Consider the following 16,466-nt stretch of genomic DNA (forward strand, 5'->3'; position numbering starts at 1 on the left):
GCGCCGCGGGACGTCCCCCATGAGGCCGTCCCGCGGCGCTGGCCGCAGTGCAGGTAAAGGTCAGTTGCGGGCAGCGGCCAGGGATTCCTTGGCCGCGGCGGCAACTGCCTCCGCAGTGATGCCGAACTCCTGGAACAGGCGCTTGTAATCTGCCGAAGCGCCGTAGTGCTCAAGCGAGATGGATCGGCCGGCGTCACCGACGAATTCCTTCCAGCCCAGTGCCAGGCCGGCTTCGACCGAGACGCGGGCCTTGACGGCGGCGGGAAGCACGGACTCGCGGTACGCCGCGTCCTGCTTGTTGAACCACTCGACACACGGCATCGAGATGACGCGGGCGGCGATGCCTTCGGCCTGGAGCGCTTCGCGGGCTTGGACGGCCAGCTGCACCTCGGAGCCGGTAGCGATCAGCAGCACGTCAGCCGGAACGGTTGCGCCGTCCTTGGCCGCTTCGGCCAGGACGTAGCCGCCCTTGGCCACACCCGCCGGGGAAGCAAAGGTGTCACCCTGTGCTGCACCGTTACCGCGGGCGAAAGTGGGGACGTTCTGACGGGTCAGGACGATGCCGGCCGGGTTGTCGTGGTTCTCCAGCATGGTCTTCCACGCTATGCCCACCTCGTTCGCGTCGCCGGGGCGGACCACGTCCAGGCCCACAATGGCACGCAGCGTGGAGAGCTGCTCCACCGGCTGGTGGGTGGGGCCGTCCTCGCCCAGGCCGATGGAATCGTGGGACCACACGTAGATGGACGGGACACCCATCAGGGCGGAGAGGCGGATGGCGGGGCGCTGGTAGTCGCTGAAGATCAGGAACGTGCCGGAGAAAGCCCGGGTCCGGCCGTGCAGCGAGATGCCGTTCACGATCGAGGCCGCGGCGTGCTCGCGGATACCGAAGTGCAGGACCCGGCCGTACGGGTTGCCGGACCAGGCATCGGTAGAGCGGGAGACCGGGATGAACGACGCCGAGCCCTCGATGGTGGTGTTGTTGGACTCGGCGAGGTCAGCCGAACCGCCCCACAGCTCGGGCATGACCGGGCCCAGCGAGTTCAGGACCTTGCCCGATGCTGCGCGGGTGGAGACATCCTTGTTGGCTTCGAAGACCGGCAGGACTGCATCGAGTCCGGCGGGAAGCTTCTTGGCTTCGATCCGCTCCAGCAAGGCAGCGCCCTCAGGATTGGCCGACTGCCACGCCTCGAATGAGGAATCCCATTCACTGCGGGCGGCAGCGCCCCGGTCGACGACGGCACGGGCGTGGGCCAAGACGTCCTTGTCCACCTCGAAGGACTTGGCCGGATCGAAGCCCAGCACGGTCTTCAGGCCTGCCACTTCGTCAGCACCCAGGGCGGAACCGTGGATCTTGCCGGTGTTCTGCTTCTTCGGCGCCGGGTACCCGATGATGGTGCGCAGCGAGATGATGGACGGCTTGGAGGTCTCAGCCTTCGCCGCGAGCAGGGCAGAGTACAGCTCCTGGACGTCTTCAACATATTCGCCCGTCTCGGTCCAGTCCACCCGCTGGGTGTGCCAGCCGTAGGCCTCATAGCGCTTGAGGACATCCTCGGTGAAGGAGATGTCTGTGTCGTCCTCGATGGAGATGTGGTTCTCGTCGTAGACCACTACGAGGTTGCCCAGTTCCTGGTGCCCGGCCAGCGAGGAAGCCTCGGAGGTCACGCCTTCCTGGATGTCGCCGTCGGAAGCGATGACCCAGATGGTGTGGTCAAACGGGGACGTGCCCGCGGCGGCGTCGGCGTCGAACAGGCCGCGCATCCGCCGCTGCGAGTACGCGAAGCCCACCGACGAGGCCAGGCCCTGGCCCAGCGGACCGGTGGTGATCTCGACGCCGGCGGTGTGTTTGTACTCAGGATGGCCCGGCGTGAGGGAATCCCAGGTGCGGAGCGCCTTGAGGTCGTCCAGTTCCAGGCCGTAGCCGGACAGGAACAACTGGATGTATAGCGTCAGCGAGGAGTGGCCGGGTGACAGGATGAAACGGTCACGTCCCAGCCAGTCAGGGTCGCGGGGGTCATGGCGCATCAGCTTCTGAAAAAGAAGGTAGGCGGCCGGGGCCAGGCTCATGGCCGTGCCGGGGTGGCCGTTGCCGACCTTCTCCACAGCGTCCGCAGCCAAAACACGGGCGGTGTCCACAGCGCGCTCATCCTCGGGCGTCCATTTGAGGGTTGCTGAATTTTCAGTGCCGGGGAGTGTCACATTTGTTGTCGGGTTCACAGTTTGTCCTTTTGGATCTGGTCGGCCTGAAGGAGCCGGACGGATACTTTCTGGTTGATATCAATGATTGCGAACCAAATGGGCAGGGGTAACACTGTTTTCTGACGGTTCTTACTACCCTTTTGGGTTGGAATGAAGTATTCCGCCCGGGTATGCTGTCCGGATGAGTGCAGCGCCGGACCCATCCCTGAAGGAATTCACCATGCCCCTACCAGACCTGCCGTGGCCGCTTTTGCAGAGTGTGGCAGCATTGGCCGATGCCCCCCTGGCCCAGATAGCGGAGCGCCTGCGTGATGCCACGCTGCCCTACATGGGAAGCAGCGCGCTTGTGATCTTCACGGAAGACTGCACAGGCCGCCCGCAGAAGAAGGCGGGCGATGAAGACATTATTTCCCGGGTCTCCATCACCGAGCTGGACACGCTCCGCGCCACCCTTAAGGATGAGGGACCCTGGTTCGGGGAAGCCGAGCTCGCCGGCAAGACCCGCCCCGTGCTCGCCCTGAAACACGCCTCGAGCAACGCCCTCCTGGTCCTCACCGATCCCCCTGCTGATCCGGGGCGCAATGCCGGGCTGGACCTGGTGACGTATCTGTGGCGCCTCACTGCGCGGCGGATCCGGGAGAAGGTGGCTGATGCGCCGCCGTCGTACCTGCTCGAATCGCGGGCGGCATCCGCTGAACGCCTTCGCGTGACAGCAGAACTGACCGATGTGCACTCCACCACCCTGGAGACCCTTCTGGCAGCCCTTCGTTCATCCTCTCTGGACGATGCGGCGGCCCGCACAACCGTTATCGACCTCACCGCCAAGGCTTTGATCGGGCTCCGGACCCACAGTGACCGCACGACAGACCTGGTGAAAGAGCCCGTTGCCAAGGCCTTCGAACGCCTGCGGGAGGACCTGCGGCCGCTCACACGCTACAGCGGCATCGAGATCGAATTTATCGAACCGCCGCTGAATGGAAGGGCCCTGCCCGGCGAAGTTGCCCATGCGGCACGGGCCATCGTCCGCGGACTTGTGCTGGCCATGACGGAACAACCCGACGTCAGCAGAGTACGGACGCAATGGGACTGCGACGGCGAAAACCTGCTGATCAACGTCCGCGACGACGGCCGGGGTGCACTCAAAGCCGACGCGCCCAGCATCGCCCGCCTGGACCGCCGGGTCCAGGCGCTCACCGGGCAGCTGCGGATCGACGTCATGCCAGGCTGGGGTGCGGACGTTTTTGTCACCCTCCCCCTGGACCTGCAAATGTCACGCCCGGCGGGGGATGTCGACGGCTGGGATCTTGCTGCCCGGGAGCTCGAGGTGCTCCAGCACCTGGTTGCCGGGCACCGCAACCGGACCATCGCCTCCACGCTGGGCATCAGCGAGAACACGGTCAAGTTCCACGTGCGGAACCTGTTCAGGAAGCTCGACGTCGGTTCACGCACCGAGGCGATCGCGCTGGCGCACAGTCACGGACTCCGGTGACGATGTAAGAAACCGGCGGCACCGGGACAATCTGTGCCCCATCGAGGCACGACGGCGAAATGAGCCGCGCACCCGGGACGAAGCGGGCCATCCCCAGGCCGCTGCTCGCCGGTCCCGTAGACCAGGATTCAGGCATCTGGACCAGCAGCAGGGCGAGAGACAAGGTGGAAATCGTCCAGAGGCATTGAATCGTCCAGCACTTGTCTTATAGCACTCGGGCCGGAAGAGGGAACAGAGAGCGCTTGCGGGATCCCATTTTTCCAGGGCCGATCATTCCGATATGCATGGAACCCTTTCCTGCGCTAGTCCGAAGTTACGTCTGGCATGACGTGCGGAATCCCCGCGTTGGCGGGGATTCCGCTGTTTCCGGGGTTCCTCCTTCTGTCTACTTCAGGGTCAGCGGGAAGCTTTGGCCGATCAGGTCGAAGGCCTTGTGTTGTATGGGGGTGGGCACGGCCAGGGTGGGGATCAGGGGCGCGGTCTCCTCGGCGCCGTAGCGGATCTCGTTGCGGGTCAGGGTTCCCAGGTGGTCCAGCAGGGACCGGAAGCTGTGGGCGGGGTGTCCGTCTGGGGTGGTGCGCCGGCTTGCTTTGGTCTGCGCTGCGGCCGATCGTTTTGCGGGGGCGACGGGGTTCTCCGGTTCGGGGCGGTTTTCGTCGGTGAACGTCAGGGGTGCCCAGGCCCGGCGGAGGTGCCAGGTGAGGTAGGCGGCGAGCATGCAGATGAATACGTGGGCGCGGACCCGGGTTTCGGTGTGGTGGTGGATCGGGCGCAGGTCCAGGTCGATGGCCTTGATGGAGCGGAAGTCGCGTTCGACGTTGGCCAGGGACTTGTAGGTCGCGACGACTTGTCCGGCGTCCATGTGGGTGTCCTGGATGGTGGTGCGGATGATGTAGATTCCGTCCAGGGCCGCCTCGGCGGCGATTTGTTCCTCGTTGCGGGCGTACGCGAACGAGGTGTCGCCGATGGTCAGGGTGTAGTGCTTTTCCATCTTGTATCTGCCGACGACCTTGCCGGCGCGCACGCCGATCTTCCCGGCGTCTTTGAGCCGCCCGGCTTCGGCGGCGGCGGTGATTTTGGCCAGCTCCGTGTCGGTGGCTGCGAGCAGTGCGGTGCGTTTGCGGGCCCGTTCGGCGGCCAGGAGCGGGTTGCGGCAGGCGATGAGGCGTTCGCCCGGGTAGTCCGGGTGGGCGATCTCGGCCAGGTCCTGCTCGTCGAACAGGCTCATCTGCAGGGGCCCGTCGTCGGCGGCCAGGGCCTGGATGGCGGGGGCGCGCAGCGCGGTGACCCAGCCCAGTCCGCCGAGTTCCTTGAGCTGTTCGATCCGGGCGGAGGTGATCATGCCGCGGTCTCCGACCATCACCATGTCCGCCAGGCCGTAGCGGGTTTTGAAGTCCTTGGCGAGGGCCTCGAACGCGGCCGGGTCCGCGGTGTTCCCGGGCACGACACGCACCGAGACCGGCCGGCCCTCGGGGTCGGTGAGCAGACCGTACTCGATCTGCTCCAGACCTTTCTTCCCGTCGCGGGAGTAGCCGCGGGCCGCGAGCGGGCACTTGTGCCCGGTGACCCAGGACGAGGACAGGTCGAACAACGCGAGCCGGTCCGGGTTGGCCTCCGGGGACAGATGCCTTTTCGCCAGCGCCTTCTCGATGGTTTCCTGCCGGCCTGCGAGCCAGTCCATCGCGGCGTAGACCTCATCGGTCGTGGCGCCGGCGACTCCGAGGTCTTCGGCGAGGGTTGTGTCGGCCCACCAGCGGGTGGTCGCCAGCTTCGAACCGGGTCTGCAGACCCGGGCGATCACCAGGGCCAGGGCCAGGTCCCGCTGCCCGCAGGCCGGGCCGAGCAGAGCGGGAATGCCGAGGGCTTTGGCCTGGGCGAAGACCGCGGCGACGTGGCCGTGCGGCAGGGACCGGGTGATGGTGGCCACGGCGTCCGCGGGCACCAGGTGCCGGCCCTTGAGCCCGGCGTCGATGAAGTCGACCACATGCCCGGGCAGGGCCGAAAGGTTCGCGACCGTTTCGTTGCGGACCTTCCCGCCCTCGCGGTAGGTCCGGCGCAGGTACGCCGACCGGTATACGCGCTCCTGGCCATGCTTGTCCGTATGGGACTTCACAACTCTGACTACATGAACCGCGCCGCCTCGCTTCATCATAACAACATTTTAGAGTGCTTTTCCCTCACATTCGGGAAAGACACGACAACTATTCTGACTACGCGAAACCGTATAAAACGGGCCCCCCGCCCGGAAACTCAACGAATCCGGGCGAGAGACCCACGTAACTTCCGGCTAGTGATGGGAATGGGGCTGCTGGTCGGGGAGCCGGACGGGCATCACGGGGTAACGGTAGTCATCCGGGTCTTCGCCGTCGCCAGCCCGTGCGGTGCTCATGCCGGCGTCGGTGCGGTTCCGGCATACGGCTGTGTGGTCGGGGGGTTATGCGGCCATGGTGGCGAACATCAGGGCCATGACGGCGGCGCCGAGGGCTTCGAGTCCGTGGTCTGCGCGGAGGGAGAGTCGTGAAGCCGCCGCGTGGCGGAGAGTGGTTGTCGTTGCCCGGAAACGCAGTAGGCGGACAAGGAAAACCACCGCCGCGGCTCCGAAGCATACTGTCAGCAGGATCGCCAGAGCGGGTGAGTGATCAAACGTTGCTGTAGCCGTGTTTTGGGGCACGGCTGCCATCGCGTGGTGGGTGGCCGGCATTGACATTGACATTCCGTCTGCCGGGACGGTTCCCTGGCCGGCGGTAGTCACATGGCCCATCATGGCGGCCATGAGGGCGGCACCAGCCATGGTGAGGCTGTGGTAAAGGCATTTCAGGCGGCCCTGGCTGCCGGCGCAGAGTATTTTGAATTCCGGCCGGGCGACCGCCTGAATGACAAACCACAGTGCCGCGCCGGCGAGGACTGCGATCTGGGCCAGCATGGTCGAGGGCGCGAGGTTCCATAACATGGCAGCCATCAGGGCGTTCATGAGGGCATGGAGGCTGTAGTTAACCCGGTCCGTGATGTGGTGGGACCTTGTCGCGTGCAGGACGTGATAGCTTCCGCCAAGCAGCAGGAAGGCCGTGAGGGTCCAGGTAATTGCGGGGATATTGAACACGCGGATCACGCTCTCACTACTGGGTTTGGGATAGGTATGGGTTCGGTCCCCGACGCGGTTGTCGACAGCGCCGGGGACCGAAGTTCGGGTCAGGAAAAGGGGCCGGTCCCCGATGCTGCTGCGGACAGCGCCGGGGACCCCCTGTTGAGGACTAGTCCCTCTCCAGCTCCAGGTTCTTCTCCAGCTCCAGTTCATCGAGCTCCCGCCCCAGTTGACCTGAGGCTTGCTGCCGCTCCAGTTCCCTGATGGTTTCGAGATCGATCGGGCGCAACGGCTCCGGATCTTCCTCGTCCAGGACGGGGCCGTGAGCATCGTCGGCGAGAACCACGTAACCGATAGTCTCGTATCTGAGCGGATCGGTCTTCCGAAGGTAAAGGGCCAGGCCCGCCCCCGCGATAAAGAGCCCTGTGGCGATGTAGGGGATGAGCTTGAAAAGCAGGGACGATGCGGCAGGTCCGGCAGCCGTGTCCAAATTCAGGCACATCAGGATGACCACACCCAGCATCCCCGCCCCGCCGATGATGGGAGCGACTTTGGTGCGCCACACATTTTCTTCCGGGTGGTGCTTGCGGAAGTAGTTGAACACCGCGCCCATGGTCACCGTCTGCACAATCAGTAGCGTGAAGGTCCCGAGCACCGCCAGCAGGACAAAGACATCCAGGTAGGGGTCCTTGTTGAAGAACCAGAATCCGAGAATCCACAGGATTGCAATACCTGTCTGGAGGAACGACGCGACGTGCGGCGACCCATGCTTCAGGTGCGTTTTGCCAAGTGCGCTGGGCAGGATTCCTTCTCGTCCCAGGGAGTACATGTAGCGTGCTGCGGCGTTGTGGAAGGCCATCGCGCAAGCGAAGGATCCTGTCATCATCAGCCATTCCATGACCAGAACCCACCCGTGGCCGACAAAGACGTCCGTGGGGTGAAAGAACATGTCGAGGGGATTGGCGCTTTGCGCCAAAGCGATGGCTTGGTCGGCGCCGTTCCCGGCGACGGACATCCAGGAGACGAACGTGTAGAAGATGCCGACTCCGGTGACCGCGATCAACGTGGCGATAGGGACGATCTTCTTCGGGTTCTTCGATTCCTCCCCATACATGACCGTCGATTCAAATCCGGTCCAGGACCAGAACGCGATGAACATCGCGAGACCCGGCGCGGCCACCTGCAGACCGTTTGGCAGGAATATGTTAACCGGATTCAGCGTCTGAGGCATCAGCCCGTCGGGGCCGCCGCCATGGAAGAGCACGCCGAAGGCCATGATTGCGAGAATTCCGATCTCAGTGGCCAGCAGCAATGTAAGGATTTTCGCTGCGAGGCTGATCTCGAAGTAGGTCAGAAAGCCGATGAGGAGGAGGCCGACCACGGCGAAAACGACCCAGTGAATATCCAGCCCGAGTTGGTCCTGGAAGGCCAGATGGCCGAAGTAGGAGAAGATACCGATGATGCTGGCTTCAAAGACGATGTAGCTGAAGGTGACCATGAAGCCAGTCCCGAGGCCAAGCACGCGTCCCAAACCGCGGGAAATGAATCCGTAGAAGGCCGCTGTTGAGGTCACGTAGCGGGCCATGGAGACATATGCGACCGCAAAGACCGTCAGGATAACCGTCGCCCAGATATATGTTGCCGGGGTTCCGGTTCCGACGCCGTAGCCGACCGAAAACGGGACATTTCCACTCATCACCGTAATCGGCGCGGACGTCGCGACCGCCATGAACACCACATCCCACAGCCCCAGGGTGTTGGCCTTCAGCTTGCCTGGTTGGGAGCCGCGCTTGGCGGGGGCGTCCGCGCGGGGGCTTTGGGTGCTCATGATTCGTGTCCGGAGCAGCATTGTCCGGCGTCGGCGGAGGCGGGTGTGTTGGCGTTGCTGGGGAGGTTGAGGGTGGGGTTTTGGTCGAAGAAGCCGTGGGGTTCGAGCATGAAGCCGATGTTCTGGCGGGGCATGACGGGCCAGTCTTCGAGGCGGACGACGTGGTGCATGCCGAAGGTGTACCAGACCACGAGGTCCTGGTCGACGATGTTCCGGTCTGCCTGGGTCCAGATGTGCAGGCCGTCGTCGGCGCCGGTGGCCTGGTTCGGGAATTCGCCGGCTGCGAAGCGTTCGGTCCGGTCGTAGGCGGTGACCCAGAGGTTGTTGCGGGCGAATTGTGCTCGTTTGCTGACGTAGGACTCGTCGCCGGCGGCGAGCTGGATGCCGTTGGTTGGGATGAGGCGGTAGGCGACCGGTTCGTTGACCAGGTTCTTGCTGTCGTGGTTGGCGATCTTCCAGAAGCGGTGCTTGGAGGAGTCTGTCTTGCGGATGGCGGCCTGTTCGGTTTCCAGGAGCCGGTCCACTGCCTTGAAGGCGGTGTGGGTGGGGTTGTCCTCGGGGATTTCCATGTCCACTTCGTAGACGGCGTTGCGGGGTCCGTCGATTTCGAAGTCCATGCGGACGTTGAACATGTGCTGGTGGATCGGGGCGTACAGTCCGTCGTTGTTCAGGGTCTGGCCGTAGGGGCTCTTCTCGCCGGGTTTCTGGCCGGCGGTGGAGAGGATGCCGGTGGCTTTGACCAGGAACTCGATGCTGCCGTCGAGGAAGAGGTGCCAGTAGAAGGCGTACTCGTAGTTCGCGACGGTGGCGATGAAGGAGATCACGAGCTTGCGGCTGCGCCGGGTTTCGGTGGTGCCTTCGCGGAAGTCGAAGTGCTTCCAGAGGATGGAGTCGTCTTCCTCGTGCATGCAGATGGCGTTCTCGATCGTCAGCGGGTTGCCGTGGCTGTCGGCGGTGATGCCGTCGAAGTACTTGATTTCGCCCAGGCAGTCACAGCCCAGGGTCAGGGAATTGGCCATGTTGCCGATGTTGTATTCGCCGGAGTCGAAGGCGTTCTTTTTGGCCTGGACGGGGGCGGTATCGCCGTAGGGGACGACCATTTCGGACAGTGAGGCCCGGTTGATCACGGGACGTTCGACGCCCTTGTTGCGGAACTTCAGCTGGTGCAGGACCAGGCCTTCGCGGGGGGTGAACCCGACGCGGAAGGACCAGTCGGCCCACTGGACGTGGTTTCCGGTGACCGTGAAGGACGCGCCTTCGGGCTGGGTGATGGAGATGGGTTTGAGGTCGGTGCGGGCTTCGCCGACGTACTTGGGCAGGTAGTTGCCGCTGGCGCTGGGGACGGGGATGGCCTGGTCGTCCTCGACCTTGACGACCTCGCCGGAGTTCAGGTCCACGATGACGATGAAGTTCTCGATCGGGTGCGCGTACGGGCTGTCATCGGCCTCCTCGCGGACGAAGACCAGGGCGCGCATCAGGCGCCGGCCCTCGTTGTCTTCACCGAAGTAGCCCACGGACCACGGTTCGAAGCAGACCAGGGACATGTCGGTGATGCCGCGCCTGGCCAGGGCGGCCTGGACCTCGGGGTTCTTCCGGCAGCTCTCTTCACCCTCGGCGAACTCGTCCAGCATGAACGGGGGATGGATGTTCGCGGCCAGCTGGGTCCACTTCGAGACGATGCCCGAATCAAGGTCGACAATGGCTTCGTAGGAGCGTCCCTCGGCACGGTTGACCAGGACCGCATCAGCCTCGCGCACCGTCGCGGCGCCGGCCCGGAGCAGTTCCTTCTCCGGCTCGCGCAGCTCAATACTGATAAAGCGGAACGATTCCGCCGCGGCCGGTCCATCCTTCAGGATCGCCGCCGCCCGGGAAATCTCGGCGCGGGACAGCGGATCCAGAGGGTGTGATACCCCTACCTCGGTGTGGATTTCAGTGTTGAGAGTCATGGTTTCTCCTTGGTTGTTCAGGATGAGGGTCCCCAGGGGCTGACAGCCGAAATGTTCCAGGAACCGGTATTGAATAAGCCGAGCGTGTCCTCGTTGTAGCTGACCGTGAGGTTCTTGGTCTGCTGGTAGTGGTCCAGCATCATGGAGTGGTTCTCACGTCCGATGCCTGAGGACTTGTAGCCGCCCCGCGCCGCCCCCGCGGGGTAGGCATGGTAGTCGTTGACCCACACACGCCTGGCCTGGATCTCGTGCCCGGTCCGGCAGGCGGTATTGCCGTTGCGGGACCAATAGACACAAAAGGTCCTTGGATTATCAGAACTGTTTATTGTCAGAACTGTTTATTTTTGGTGCATATGAGGCTGCGCTGAAGATCACCTCAAAAGCCCCCGGCCGGGGCTCCGGAAGGCATCGTCCGTAAACCCGACATCCTCAAATTTATAGAGTGCCGGCCGTGCTCTGCTCCGAGTTCTGCCGGCGTGATGTGGGTCACGAACTTTCCCTTCACGTAGCAAAACTACGTCAGGGGATTCATTTAGGCGAGTCTTTTTGTGAACATTTGCATGAGAAATTCGGGACCATATTTTCCCATTGCAGTTAACATGTTGGAAACATTCGGAAACATGTTCGCGGCTGTCATGACAGGGGCCGAGAATGCTAAGGTTTTGCACCTCGGGTCGATGACTTGCGTCCTTCATAAGCAAGGCGAGCCTGCCCGTCGGAGGGAAAGTTGGTTCCCAGTGTCTGCCCGCGGTGATCGCTTCATCACTCCCCGCTCTCCGGTGGAGGGCCTGAGCCGCCGGAAGCTTTCCTTCTTGCCGGTCTTCGCGCAGGCAGTGGCCGCCGTGGCGCCTGCGGGTGCCATGGCCGTCATTCCGGCTCTTGTCTTTCCGTCTCTTGTCTTTGGATCCACCGGACCGAACCTTGTGCTGACATTCGGCGCGGCCATGGCGGTCATGGTCCTGGTTTCCTTCTGTCTGAGACCGATGGCAAAGCGCATGGCTGCCGTCAGCGGCCTCTACAGCTACACAGCCAAGGGACTTGGCCAACGGACGGCAATTACCGCCGGCTGGTCGGCCATGTTCGGTTACGGCCTCGTGGCCATGGCCAGTCTGTTGGCTGTTGGCACATATGTCGTTCAGCTGTTGATCAATCTTGGGGTCCCCCTCGCGGATCCCAAGGTTTTCACGGTGCTGGTCATTCTTGCCGCCGCGGGCGCCGCCTGTTTCCTCATGGTTAGGGGGATCCGGATATCCGCGTGGTCCACGTTGTTGATTGAATCCATTGCAATTGGAGTCCTCGCCGCCCTCATGATTGTCTACTTCGCCTTCTACGCGCCGAAGGTGAGTCTCGGGAGTGTGTTTGTCTGGAACGGAAATTTTGATTCGTTGTGGATCGGAATCGTCGTGGCCGTAAGCGCCTTTGTCGGCTTCGAAAGCCCGACCACGCTGGGAGGCGAGGCGTATAAACCCTTCGTCAGCGTCCCTCGGGCCCTCACTTGGACCCCCATCGTGACGGGCGTGCTTTATCTGCTTGCCGCGACCGCCCAGGACGTAGCCCTCAACGAGGCACCGTTAAACATTAAAGCGAGTTCCACTCCCTTGTCCGACCTGTTTTCCCAGACTTCTCCGGTGTTCGCCGCAGTCCTTGACCTGGGAATCGCAGCATCGTGGTTTGCGTGCGCGATCGCATCTGTAAACGCCCTCGCCCGGATATTTTTCTGTATGGGCAGAGAAGGCGTTGCGCCGCGAATAGTCGGCCGGACCCATCCCGCCTTTCGAACCCCCTCGATGGCAATCATGGTCATAATGCCGGTAGTTGCCATCGTTCCCATCGCGGTCATCATCTCCGGTGCCAGTCCGGTGCAGGGCCTCGCGAACCTCTTCACGCTGGGCGCCTACGGATACCTTGGGGCCTATATCCTTGCCAGCGCGTCCCTGCCCTTCTTCCTGCGCCGGATCGGGGAGGACACTTACGCCAGCTGGATACTCGGGGCAGCAACCTCCCTGACCCTCGGGGCCGTGGTCTGGATGGCTGCGACGGTATCGATTCACACAGGCAACCTGCAGACCGTCATTTACGGCGGTGTCCTCCTCGCCAGCGTCCTTTACGCCATGTTCCTTCGCCTTCGGTTACCTGAGCGTCTGGCGTCCGTGGGCATCTACGACGAGACCCGGGAACTAGACCTGTTTCATGCTGGGCCCGTCCCATGAGCCACAGGTCCGAACACCCGGGGCCCAGCACAGCGTCAAACTCGCTCAGGATCCTGGAGATCGTGGCACGGTTCGGCACCGGGACAACGGCGAAAGAGATCACCGACGCCCTGCAGATGCCCCCGGCGACCGCCTACCGGGTGCTGAATGCGCTCGTCGGGGACGAGTATCTGGCCCGCACATCTGATCTCCGCGGATTCGCCCTCGGACACGCGATTTCAGGCCTGATTACCGCTGCGACCCCGCCAACCGTCCCCACCGCGGCCCACACCGTAATAGAAGAGTTCCGGAGTGGAAACCGTTTCGCTGTGCATCTCATCATGTTCCGGAACGCTTCCCTCAGAATCGCCGATGAAGATCCGGATTATCCGCTCCAATCAGCATTCGAAATGCTCCGGTATCCACACGCCTCCGCCGCAGGGAAACTGATGCTCGCTGAACTTGGCGATTCGGCCTCCCCTCTGCCGAGAGGGCCGTTGATGAAGCTGACACAGCACACGCTCACAGAGGCGCAACTGGAAGGGCAACTCGCGGAAATACGGTTCAAAGGCGAGGCCTCGGAAATCAACGAATTAGCACAAGGATCCGCAAGTCTGGCACTTCCAGTAAGACTTCCCAGCAGGCCCGCCGGCGCAGCCCTCTGCCTCTCCGGCCCCTCAGAACGGTTCACCACAATCTGCGAACACGCCGAAGCGGCCCGTGAACTGACCTCACGCCTAGCACCTTTCCTGTTCTGATTAACAAACCGGAACGGAACCGACAGGGCACTCCGGACACCGTGCACCGATCGCCAGGATCCAGTAGCGAAGCCCACCGCTGAGCAACGCCTCCCCCTGTCGCCTGCTGGATGGTGCGGTGAGCCCGCACTTCGATACGGGAATAGCCGGCTCCTCGAAGTACAGAAGGCGCCGGGCTCTTGTTCCAAGTCATCACCGACGGCTGTGAGAAACGCAGCCTGATCATCACCACCAACCTCGAAATCAGTACGCTGGGGAACCGCGGCGACAACATGGCAGCCGCCGTCACCGACCGCATCGTCCACCAGGGACGGCTCCTGCAGTTCCGTTGGGAATCCAACACGTCAAACACGCCCTCATGAAATGAGCCCCAACACCTAAACGGCAGGACACTGTGCACACGTGAAGCGTGTGGCCGCCACGGTCGCCGCCGCGCCGCTGGCTGATCCGGGAATGGAACGCCTGCGCGGCCGGCCGGCCGGCCGACATCACAAGAACGGCCCCGTCTTCTGTGGGATGCGGGGCCGTTCTGCTGTTCCTAGACGACAGCGGCCGGTTCGAGAGCGGCGGCCACGGCAGATGCAGTCCCGCCGGCGTGCGGCTCGAAGCGGACGAACATTGCCTTGAACCCGGGGGTGTTGGATTCCCGGGCCACGTTTTCCCTGTGGACCAGGACGTTGGCCTCGGGGAAGTAGGCCGCGGCGCAGCCCTTCGCGGTCGGGTAGGCGACCAGCCGGAACTTGTCCGCCTGCCGGTCCTGGCCCCGGAAGGTGCTCACGACGTCCACGAGGTCCCGGTCCTTAAAGCCGAGTTCTGCCAGGTCTTCGGGGTGTACCAGGATCACGCGGCGGCCGCCCGAGATCCCGCGATAGCGGTCGTCCAGGCCGTAGAACGTGGTGTTGTATTGGTCGTGGCTGCGGATGGTCTGGAGTACCAGATGCCCGTCGGGAGGGGTAAGGTATTCCAGCGGGCTGACTGTGAAGCGGCCGCGGCCGATGTCCGTTTTAAAGGAGCGGGTGTCCCGGGGCGGGTTAGGCAGCACAAAGCCGTTCTTGGTCCGGACCCGGGCGTTGAAGTCCTCGAAACCGGGCAGGACTCGGGAGATGTGGTCCCGGACCAAGTCGTAGTCCTCGGCCATGGCCTTCCAGTCCACGTGGTGGTCCGGCCCGAAGGTCGCCGCTGCCATCCGGGCCACGATGACCGGTTCGGCGAGCAGGTGCTCGGAGACCGGCTGCAGCCTGCCCTGGGTGGAGTGGACCACGGACATTGAGTCCTCCACGGACAGGAACTGGGCGCCCTCGGGGTGCTTGTCGTCCTTGTCCGTCCGCCCCAGCGTGGGCAGGATCAGCGAGGTGCGGCCGTGCACCACGTGGGACCGGTTCGGCTTGGTGGAGATGTGCACGGTCAGGCCGATCCGCTGCATGCCGGCTTCCAGAGTCTCCGTGTCAGAGCAGGCGAGTGAGAAGTTGCCGCCCATGGACACAAAAACGTCCACCTCGTCGCGCTCAAACGCTTCCATGGACTCCACCGCGTCATGGCCGTGGTGCCGCGGGGACTGGATCCCGAACTCTGTGTCGAGTGCCTCGAGGAGCCATTCCTTGGGCTTCTCCCAGATGCCCATGGTCCGGTCGCCCTGGACGTTGGAGTGCCCGCGGACCGGGCAGGCGCCGGCGCCGGGCTTGCCGAAGTTGCCTTGCAGGAGCAGGACGTTGACCATTTCCTTGATGGTGTCCACCGAGTGCGGCTGCTGCGTCACGCCCAGGGCCCAGCAGAAAATGGTGGCCTTGGACCGGATCAGCATCCCGGCCACGGTTTCGATCTGTTCCCGGGACAGGCCGGTGGCTTTCTCGGTTTCCGCCCAGTCCAGCTCCCCGCGGGCGTCGCGGTAGGCTTCGAACCCGTCGGTTTGCGCGTCGATAAAGGAACGGTCGACGACGGTGCCCGGGTTGCGTTCCTCCTCCGCCAGGAGCAGGTGGCCCAGTGCCTGGAACAGCGCCAGGTCGCCGCCCACCTTGATCTGGAGGTACTCGTCTGCCAGCGGTGTGCCGCCGCCCACCACACCCGAGACGGTCTGCGGATCCTTGAAGTTGAACAGCCCGGCCTCCGGCAGCGGATTGACCGCCACAACCGTGCCACCCTTGTCCTTACACTCCTTCAGAGCTGAGAGCATCCGGGGGTGGTTGGTCCCGGGGTTCTGCCCCACGACGAAGATGAGTTCCGAGTCGTGGATATCCTCCAGGGACACGGTTCCCTTGCCGATGCCGATGGTCGGGTTCAGCGCCGAGCCCGAGGATTCGTGGCACATGTTGGAACAGTCCGGGAGGTTGTTCGTGCCCAGAGCCCGTGCGAACAGCTGGTACATAAACGCCGTCTCGTTCGCGGTGCGCCCGGAGGTGTAGAAGACGCAGCGGTCCGGGGTGGAGGCCCGGATGTGTTCGCCGATCAGCTCGAAGGCATCAGCCCAGGAAATCGGCGAATAGTGCGTCTCGCCCTCGCGGATCACCATCGGTTCGCTCAGCCGGCCTTGGTTGCCCAGCCAGTACTCCGTCTTCCCCGCCAGCTCCGCGATGGAATGCCGGGCCCAGAACTCCGCCCCGACCGTCCGCAGCGTGTTTTCCTCGGCCACGGCCTTGGCGCCGTTCTCGCAGAACTCGGCCGCCTTGCGCTTCGTGGCCGATTCCGGCCAGGCGCAGCCGGGGCAGTCGAATCCGCCCTGCTGGTTCAGCCGCAGCAGGGACTGCGCCGTGCGGGTCACGCCGGCCTGGGCCACGGCGCGTTCGAGGGCAACCATGACGGCCTTGACTCCGGCAGCTTCTGTTTTGGGCTTGTGGACTGCGAGGTTGTCCTCGTTGATGTCTGCGACGGGGGCGGGCTGCTTACCGAACTTCATTGTTCCAACTTCCTTACCGGCTCACGCCGTTCTTGTTCAAAACGCCCAACGAGGCGCGCCAGCTGTCCTGGCGCGCCTCGTCGGGATC

General features: G+C 63.6%; 10 protein-coding genes and 1 pseudogene. 4 read left to right on the forward strand and 7 right to left on the reverse strand.

What is annotated here, in order from left to right; genetic code table 11:
* Positions 1–60 precede the first annotated feature (60 nt).
* Positions 61–2,214, reverse strand: coding sequence for a transketolase (tkt, locus tag ACQCSZ_RS20375; protein ID WP_427005459.1), 2,154 nt, complete (start codon positions 2,212–2,214; stop codon positions 61–63).
* A gap of 202 nt (positions 2,215–2,416) precedes the next feature.
* Here tkt and ACQCSZ_RS20380 point away from each other — a divergent pair, with 202 nt between their 5' ends.
* Positions 2,417–3,685: a LuxR C-terminal-related transcriptional regulator gene (locus ACQCSZ_RS20380; protein WP_427005460.1), complete on the forward strand. Its 1,269-nt coding sequence runs from the start codon at positions 2,417–2,419 to the stop codon at positions 3,683–3,685.
* Between the two features lie 385 nt (positions 3,686–4,070).
* Here the strand turns inward: ACQCSZ_RS20380 and ACQCSZ_RS20385 are convergent, their stop codons facing one another.
* The 5 genes and pseudogenes from ACQCSZ_RS20385 to ACQCSZ_RS20405 form a co-directional block, all read right to left on the reverse strand.
* Positions 4,071–5,798, reverse strand: coding sequence for an IS1634 family transposase (locus ACQCSZ_RS20385; protein WP_427005461.1), 1,728 nt, complete (start codon positions 5,796–5,798; stop codon positions 4,071–4,073).
* A 321-nt stretch (positions 5,799–6,119) separates the two neighbouring features.
* Positions 6,120–6,785, reverse strand: a complete 666-nt coding sequence (locus tag ACQCSZ_RS20390) for a DUF5134 domain-containing protein (RefSeq protein WP_427005462.1) — start codon at positions 6,783–6,785, stop codon at positions 6,120–6,122.
* Positions 6,786–6,936: 151 nt separating this feature from the next.
* Positions 6,937–8,595 carry an APC family permease gene (locus ACQCSZ_RS20395; protein ID WP_427005463.1) on the reverse strand — a complete coding sequence of 553 codons (1,659 nt, stop codon included), beginning with the start codon at positions 8,593–8,595 and terminating at the stop codon, positions 6,937–6,939.
* Positions 8,592–10,541, reverse strand: coding sequence for a primary-amine oxidase (locus ACQCSZ_RS20400; RefSeq protein WP_427005464.1), 1,950 nt, complete (start codon positions 10,539–10,541; stop codon positions 8,592–8,594). The genes ACQCSZ_RS20395 and ACQCSZ_RS20400 overlap by 4 nt, the downstream gene beginning before the upstream one ends.
* A 17-nt stretch (positions 10,542–10,558) precedes the next feature.
* A pseudogene (locus ACQCSZ_RS20405) lies at positions 10,559–10,828 on the reverse strand (aldehyde dehydrogenase family protein); the annotation flags it as partial.
* Positions 10,829–11,353: 525 nt separating this feature from the next.
* Here ACQCSZ_RS20405 and ACQCSZ_RS20410 point away from each other — a divergent pair.
* The 3 genes from ACQCSZ_RS20410 to ACQCSZ_RS20420 all read left to right on the forward strand — a co-directional run bounded on the left by ACQCSZ_RS20410 (position 11,354) and on the right by ACQCSZ_RS20420 (position 13,850).
* Positions 11,354–12,751, forward strand: coding sequence for an APC family permease (locus ACQCSZ_RS20410; protein WP_427005465.1), 1,398 nt, complete (start codon positions 11,354–11,356; stop codon positions 12,749–12,751).
* Positions 12,748–13,488 carry an IclR family transcriptional regulator gene (locus tag ACQCSZ_RS20415; protein WP_427005466.1) on the forward strand — a complete coding sequence of 247 codons (741 nt, stop codon included), beginning with the start codon at positions 12,748–12,750 and terminating at the stop codon, positions 13,486–13,488. The genes ACQCSZ_RS20410 and ACQCSZ_RS20415 overlap by 4 nt, the downstream gene beginning before the upstream one ends.
* 179 nt (positions 13,489–13,667) lie before the next feature.
* The gene (locus tag ACQCSZ_RS20420; RefSeq protein ID WP_427005467.1) at positions 13,668–13,850 is read left to right on the forward strand and encodes an ATP-binding protein; all 183 of its coding nucleotides are present in this window, start codon (positions 13,668–13,670) and stop codon (positions 13,848–13,850) included.
* A 176-nt stretch (positions 13,851–14,026) separates the two neighbouring features.
* On the opposite strand, the gene ACQCSZ_RS20425 is transcribed toward ACQCSZ_RS20420, so the two are convergent.
* Entirely contained in the window at positions 14,027–16,378 is a 2,352-nt protein-coding gene (locus ACQCSZ_RS20425) for an FdhF/YdeP family oxidoreductase (RefSeq protein ID WP_427005468.1), read from the reverse strand.
* Between the last annotated feature and the right edge of the window lie 88 nt (positions 16,379–16,466).

It is taken from the genome of Pseudarthrobacter sp. H2, from assembly GCF_050157045.1.
Lineage (GTDB): Bacteria > Actinomycetota > Actinomycetes > Actinomycetales > Micrococcaceae > Arthrobacter.

Coding starts and splice junctions, on each gene's coding strand:
- ACQCSZ_RS20380 (WP_427005460.1), top strand. CDS start 2,417: ATGCCCCTACCAGACCTGCCGTGGCCGCTTTTGCAGAGTGTGGCAGCA.
- ACQCSZ_RS20395 (WP_427005463.1), bottom strand. CDS start 8,595: ATGAGCACCCAAAGCCCCCGCGCGGACGCCCCCGCCAAGCGCGGCTCC.
- ACQCSZ_RS20400 (WP_427005464.1), bottom strand. CDS start 10,541: ATGACTCTCAACACTGAAATCCACACCGAGGTAGGGGTATCACACCCT.
- ACQCSZ_RS20415 (WP_427005466.1), top strand. CDS start 12,748: ATGAGCCACAGGTCCGAACACCCGGGGCCCAGCACAGCGTCAAACTCG.
- ACQCSZ_RS20425 (WP_427005468.1), bottom strand. CDS start 16,378: ATGAAGTTCGGTAAGCAGCCCGCCCCCGTCGCAGACATCAACGAGGAC.